Annotated in this window: 6 protein-coding genes; 1 reads left to right on the forward strand and 5 read right to left on the reverse strand. The window is 72.3% G+C overall.

All coding sequences use genetic code 11. The annotated features are described in order from the left end of the window. On the reverse strand, positions 1–425 hold a 425-nt coding region (locus VIU94_RS30960; RefSeq protein ID WP_331916415.1), incomplete at its 3' end, for an alpha/beta fold hydrolase. Beyond that, positions 422–1,108 (reverse strand): DUF998 domain-containing protein, encoded by a 687-nt coding sequence (locus VIU94_RS30965; RefSeq protein WP_331916417.1) that lies wholly within the window; start codon positions 1,106–1,108, stop codon positions 422–424. The genes VIU94_RS30960 and VIU94_RS30965, both read right to left, overlap by 4 nt. A 129-nt stretch (positions 1,109–1,237) precedes the next feature. Here VIU94_RS30965 and VIU94_RS30970 point away from each other — a divergent pair, with 129 nt between their 5' ends. Beyond that, positions 1,238–2,992: an NAD+ synthase gene (locus VIU94_RS30970; protein ID WP_331916419.1), complete on the forward strand. Its 1,755-nt coding sequence runs from the start codon at positions 1,238–1,240 to the stop codon at positions 2,990–2,992. Positions 2,993–3,013: 21 nt separating this feature from the next. On the opposite strand, the gene VIU94_RS30975 is transcribed toward VIU94_RS30970, so the two are convergent. The 3 genes from VIU94_RS30975 to VIU94_RS30985 all read right to left on the reverse strand — a co-directional run bounded on the left by VIU94_RS30975 (position 3,014) and on the right by VIU94_RS30985 (position 6,421). Beyond that, positions 3,014–4,036 (reverse strand): endonuclease/exonuclease/phosphatase family protein, encoded by a 1,023-nt coding sequence (locus VIU94_RS30975; protein ID WP_331916421.1) that lies wholly within the window; start codon positions 4,034–4,036, stop codon positions 3,014–3,016. A gap of 184 nt (positions 4,037–4,220) precedes the next feature. Continuing rightward, positions 4,221–4,826, reverse strand: coding sequence for a TetR/AcrR family transcriptional regulator (locus VIU94_RS30980; RefSeq protein ID WP_331916423.1), 606 nt, complete (start codon positions 4,824–4,826; stop codon positions 4,221–4,223). 20 nt (positions 4,827–4,846) lie between these two features. Further along, positions 4,847–6,421: an MFS transporter gene (locus VIU94_RS30985; RefSeq protein WP_331916425.1), complete on the reverse strand. Its 1,575-nt coding sequence runs from the start codon at positions 6,419–6,421 to the stop codon at positions 4,847–4,849. Positions 6,422–6,577 lie beyond the last annotated feature (156 nt).

Here is a 6,577-nt window from a genome sequence, read left to right on the forward strand (position 1 = left end):
CGTACGGCGGCGGTGCGCAGGGCGGGGGCGGCCGGGACGCGTGCGTGCTCCTCGACGGAGGAGTCGACGAGGACGAGCCCGGCGACGCGGCCGGGGTGCAGCCGGGCGAAGGCCTCGGCGTGGAACCCGGCGAGGGAGTGCCCGACGACGGTGACGGGGCCGGGCAGCCCGAGGGCGTCGAGCAGGGCGGCGAACCGGTGCGCCTCACCGGCGGCGGTGGGGGCGACCGGTGCGGGGGCGGACAGGCCGTGGCCGGGCCGGTCGAAGCGGACGACGGTGCGATGCGGGGCGAGCAGCGGGACGACGGGGGCCCAGTCGAACCAGCTCATCCCCAGCCCGGCGGCCAGCACGCAGACGGGCCCGGTCCCGTCGATGACGACGTGATGGGCGACTCCCCCGACGCGTACGAAATGCTCCGCGCTCACCGCGCCTCCCGCCTGCGGAGCTCCGCCGCCGCGAGGGCGGCGACGCAGATCGCCACGCACAGCAACTGGAGGCGCTGGCCGACCCCGAGGGCCCAGGAGCCGTTCCCGGCCTCCATCGCGGCGATGGCCGCCAGGGTCCAGCCGGTCGCGGCGAGGGCGACGACGACCAGGGCGGGTCCGGTACGGGCGAGCAGCGGGCGGTCCCGGTAGCGGCGGGCCGCGACCGTCAGCGCGGTCATGCCGACCAGCGCGCCGACCATCGCGAGGCTGGAACTGACCGCGTGCGCCGTATGGGTGAAGGGCACGAGCCCGGCGGCCTCTCGGGCCGCGCACGCCGCGTCGACGGTGGGCGGGCAGCTCAGCGGCAGCCGGGAGTCGGCGGCGGTCGCCGCGCCGAACAGGGCGAGCCCGGCCCACCCGGTCACGGCCCACGGCCGCCGCTCGGAGCGGAGCAGCGCCCAGCAGGACCCGGCGAGCAGCAGCAGCCCGGAGACGAGGTCGGTGGCCCGGAACAGGGACCCGTACGGCTGGTCGGCGGCGGCGAGTTCGGAGACGTACGTCCGTACCGGATCGAGCCCGGTCAGGACGACGACCTCCAGCACCCATGCGCTGTACGCGAGCGCGCCGAGCAGCAGCAGGAGGGCGGCGGTGCGCGGGGCGCCGGGTCGGGGCGTATGGGGCATGGTGCGCCCCATCGTAGGCCGGGGGGCATAAGGAACGGGTGTGGTTTCGCGGCGGTTCGGGCTGCCCCATGCCCCCGTACGACCCCGATCCCAGGACATCGCGTCGGTTTGACGATTACACTGGGCGGCGTGCCTCAACTACGCCTCGCACTGAATCAGATCGACTCGACCGTCGGCGATCTCGCCGGGAACGCCGAGGCGATCGTCCACTGGACCCGGCACTCCGCCGAGCAGGGCGCGCACCTGGTGGCGTTCCCCGAGATGGTGCTGACCGGCTACCCCGTCGAGGACCTGGCCCTGCGGTCGTCCTTCGTCGAGGCCTCCCGGGAGGCGCTGCGCGCGCTCGCGGCCCGGCTCGCGGACGAGGGCCACGGCGAGCTCCCGGTGATCGTCGGCTATCTGGACCGCTCCGAGAAGGACCGGCCCCGGCTCGGCCGGCCCGCCGGCTCCCCCGAGAACGCCGCGGCCGTGCTGCACCGCGGCGAGGTGGTGCTCCGCTTCGCCAAGCACCACCTGCCCAACTACGGCGTCTTCGACGAGTACCGCTACTTCGTGCAGGGCGACACGCTGCCGGTCGTCCGCGTCCACGGCGTCGACGTGGCGCTCGCCATCTGCGAGGACCTGTGGCAGGACGGCGGCCGGGTGCCGGCCGCCCGCAGCGCCGGCGCCGGGCTGCTGATCTCGATCAACGCCTCCCCGTACGAGCGGAACAAGGACGACTCGCGCTTGGAGCTGGTCCGCAAGCGAGCCCAGGAGGCGGGCTGCACGCTGGCGTACGTCGCGATGATGGGCGGCCAGGACGAGCTGGTCTTCGACGGCGACTCGATCGTCGTCGACCGGGACGGCGAGGTGATCGCGCGCGCCCCGCAGTTCGCGGAGGGCAGCGTGCTGGTCGACCTCGACCTGCCCGCGGCGGACGCGGACGCGCCGGAGGGGGTCGTCGACGACGGGCTGCGGATCGAGCGCGCAGTGCTCTGCGAGGAGCCGGTGCCCGCGTACGAGCCGGAGCTGACGGGCGGTTACGCGGACCGGCTCGACGACGACGAGGAGGTGTACTCGGCGCTGGTCGTCGGCCTGCGCGCGTACGCCGCGAAGAACGGCTTCTCGTCCGTCCTGATCGGCCTGTCCGGCGGCATCGACTCCGCGCTGGTCGCCGCGCTCGCCTGCGACGCGCTCGGCCCGCAGAACGTGTACGGCGTCTCCATGCCGTCGAAGTACTCCTCGGACCACTCCAAGGGCGACGCGGCCGAACTGGCCCGGCGCACCGGGCTGAACTTCCGCACCGTGCCGATCGGGCCGATGTTCGACGCGTACATGGACGCGCTGGGCCTGACCGGGCTCGCGGAGGAGAACCTGCAGTCCCGGCTGCGCGGCACGATGCTGATGGCGATCTCCAACCAGGAGGGCCAGATCGTCCTGGCACCGGGCAACAAGTCCGAGCTGGCAGTGGGCTATTCGACGCTGTACGGCGACTCCGTCGGCGCGTACGGGCCCATCAAGGACGTCTACAAGTCGACGGTGTTCCGGCTGGCGCGCTGGCGCAACCGGGCGGCCGAGGAGCGCGGGCAGGTCCCGCCGATCCCGGAGAACTCCATCGTCAAGCCGCCGAGCGCCGAACTGCGCCCCGGCCAGGTGGACACCGACTCGCTGCCGGACTACGACGTCCTGGACCGGCTCCTGGAGCTGTACGTCGACCGCGACCAGGGCCGGGAGGCGATCGTGGCGGCCGGTTTCGACGAGGAGCTGGTGACGCGGACGCTCCGGCTGGTCGACACCGCCGAGTACAAGCGGCGGCAGTACCCGCCGGGCACGAAGATCTCGAACAAGGGCTTCGGCAAGGACCGCCGGCTCCCCATCACCAACCGCTGGCGGGAGCACTCCTGACGGAGCGCCGGCTCTGGAGGATCAGAGCTTCACGCGGGCGGCGACCGGCAGATGGTCGCTGTCCGTGCGGGGCAGGGTCCAGGAGGACATCGGCTCGACGCCCTTGACCATGATCTGGTCGATCCGGGCCATCGGGAACGAGGCCGGCCAGCTGAAGCCGAATCCGTCGCCCGCCGCGCCCTGGGTGGACCGCATCTGGGACGTCACGGACTTGAGCGAGCGGTCGTTCATGGTGCCGTTGAGGTCGCCGAGCAGGACCACCCGCTTCAGCGGCTCGTCGGCGATGGCCTCGCCGAGGTGGTCGGCGCTGCCGTCGCGCTGGCCGGCGGTGAAGCCGGCGTCCATCCTGACCCGTACGGACGGCAGATGGGCGACGTAGACGGCGACCTTCCCCTGCGGGGCGGCGATCGTGGAGCGCATGGCGCGGGTCCAGCCCATCCGGATGTCGACGGGACGGGTGTCGCTCATCGGGTGCTTGCTCCACAGCCCGACCGTGCCCTGGACGTCGTGGTGCGGGTACGCGGCGGCCAGGGCCTTCTCGTAGACCTTGACCATGTCCGGCGCGAGCTCCTCCAGGGCCAGCACGTCCGCGCCGGACTCGGCGAGCCGGCGGGCGGTGCCCTCGGGGTCCGGGTTGTCGGCGTTGACGTTGTGGCTGGCGAGCGTCAGGTCGCCGCCCGCGCCCGACTTGTCGGTGAGCAGCCCGCCGAACAGGTTGAGCCAGACCAGCGCCGGGATCAGCAGGGCGATCAGCGCGGTCGCGGAGCGGCGCACCAGGCCGAGGACCAGGAGCACCGGGACGAGCAGACCCAGCCAGGGCAGGAAGGTCTCGGTGAGACTGCCGAGGTTGCCGACGCGGTTGGGGATCTCGGCGTGGAACACCATCAGCAGCGTCAGGAGCACGGCGCCCGCGGCGAGCACGATGCCTCGCCGCCAGATCCCCCGGTCGTGGCGCAGGGTGTGGCCGAGGGACCGGAACCGCGGGCCGGGGCGGTCGTCCGCCGCGTCGCCGTTCCCCGTCTCCGTCATGTCCACTCGCGCCATCACGCCGTCCTCACTGCCTTGCCACATGCTGTGCCGCTCTGCGCCCCGACGTCGACAGTAGGCGATGACGGGTCCGCCGTACTGCCACGAGGACGACGGAACGGCGTGGCGGGTTCCTGCAGGTGGCGCGGGGTGGGACAGCTGTGACAGAACCCGGATATTCGGGCGATCGAACGCATGTACGTCAGCCCTTCGGGCGCACACCGTCCAGGACGGCGTCGACGACCTGCTCGGGGAGACCGGGTTCCAGGGTCGCGCCGGGGCGGATGACGGTGCGCAGCAGGAGAGGCCCGACGAACAGGTCGTTGAGGAGTTCGAGGTCGACGTCGGCCCGGATCTCGCCGGCCGCGACGCCCCGGCGCAGGGCGTCCAGGCCTATGCGGCGGCGCGGTTCGATCACGGTGGCGTGGTACGCCTCCCACAGCTTCGGATAGAGCTGCATCTGCGAGAACACGTTGTGCAGGAGGGCGGAGGTCCGCTTGGCCAGTCCGCGCTGCCGCAGGCTCTCCAGGAGCGCGACGAGGTCGTCACGGGCGGACGTGCCGGGCAGCACGGGATCCGGCGGCTCGACGGAGCGCAGCAGGTCGACGAAGAGCTCCTCCTTGCCGGGCCAGCGCCGGTAGATGGTGGCCTTGCCGACGCCGGCCCGGGAGGCGATGGCCTCGATCGAGAGCGCCTCGATCGTGCTCCCCTCGGCGAGCAGGTCGAGGGTGGCCTCGATGATGGCCTCGTCCGCGCGGACGCTCCGCGGTCGCCCGGGCGACCGCGGAGCATCTGCGGTGGGAGTCATGTCAGACATTGTCGCCGAACCTAGGCGGTTCCGGCCATCTCCGGTTCTCCGACCGCCGGTGCGGCGGCCGGGCCGGCACCGGCGTCGGGACGACCGGGCATCCAGCGGAGCACGATGAGGATGCCCAGGGCGGCCACCACCGCGGAGAGCGCCGCCGCCCAGTGCATGGCCGAGACGAAGGCGTCGTTGGCCGCCGCGATCAGCTTCGGCGCCGCCGACCCCAACTGACCCGCCGCGGCGTACGCCCCGGAGACGGACTCGTTGGCCGCCTCGCGGGCCGGGGCGGGCAGCCCGTCGACCGCCGAGGCGATGTCCTCCCGGTAGACCGCGGAGAGGACCGAGCCGAGCACGGCCACGCCCAGCGCACCGGAGACCTGCCGGACGGTGTTGCTGACCGCGGAGCCGACACCGGCCTTCTCCCGCGGCAGCGCCGACATGATCGACTCGGTGGCCGGCGGCATGATGTTGGCCATCCCGGTGCCCTGGAGGAAGAAGACCACCAGCACCACCCAGATCGGGGTGTCCGCGTCGACGAAGGCGAAGGAGGCCAGCGCGACGGTGGTCAGCCCGAGGCCGACCACGGCGACCGCCCGGCCGCCGTACCGGCGGACCATGGCGGCGCTACGGGGCGCGAAGATCAGCTGGGCGCCGGCGAACGGCAGAAACAGCAGGCCGGTCTGCAGCGGGCTGTAACCGCGGACCAGTTGCAGGTAGAACGAGCTGAAGAACATGACGCCCATGGCGGCGAAGAAGATCAGGCCGACGATCGCCACCGGGGCGGCGAAGCGCGGCACCCGGAACAGCCGTACGTCCAGCGACGGGTGGTCGCTGCGCCGCTCGTGGTCGATGAACCAGGCCAGCACCGCCAGGCCGCCGACGATCGACGCCCACACCACCGGACGGTCGAAGCCGTGCTCGCCGCCGTCGATGATCCCGTACGTCAGGGCGACCAGGCCGACCACCGAGAGCACCACGCCGAGCAGGTCGACCCGGCCGGGGCTGGGATCGCGGGACTCCGGCACCAGCATCGCCACCAGGACCACGCCGATCGCCACCACCGGCACGTTGATCAGGAAGACCGAGCCCCACCAGTAGTGCTCCAGCAGCGCGCCGCCGAGGATCGGGCCGATCGCCACGGCGAGGCCGACCGCGCCGGCCCAGACGCCGATCGCCCGGCCGCGCTCCCGGGGGTCGAAGACGTTCGAGATGATCGACAGGGTGACCGGCATGATCGCCGCGCCGCCGATCCCCATCAGGGCACGGGCCGCAATCAGCTGGCCCGGGTCCTGCGCGTACGCGGACAGCAGCGAGGCCAGGCCGAAGAGCACCAGCCCGATCAGCAGGAACCGGCGACGGCCGAAGCGGTCGCCGAGGACGCCGAAGGTGAAGAGCAGTCCGGCGAAGACCAGCGTGTAGGAGTTGATCGACCACTCCAGCTCGCCCTGGCTGGCCCCGAGGCCGTGCACCGGGTCGGCCAGGGTGCGCAGGGCGACGTTGAGGATCGTGTTGTCGAGGACGACGACGAGCAGGCTGATCACCAGCACGCCGAGGATCCCCCACCGCCTCGGATGTCCGGTGTTCTCGTGCGGTTCCATGTGGTCCGGTTCTCCCCCCGGCTCACCCGCATCGCAAATACGATACGGGGCAGACTCGTAACGGTCAGAGCGTAGGACGCGGAGTTTCGATACGGAACCGAATCGTATCGTATGTGGCGGGCATCACGTCGCCCTTCCACGAAGCATCCTCACGAA

The sequence above is a fragment of the Streptomyces sp. genome (assembly GCF_036566765.1).
In the GTDB taxonomy this organism is placed as follows: domain Bacteria; phylum Actinomycetota; class Actinomycetes; order Streptomycetales; family Streptomycetaceae; genus Streptomyces.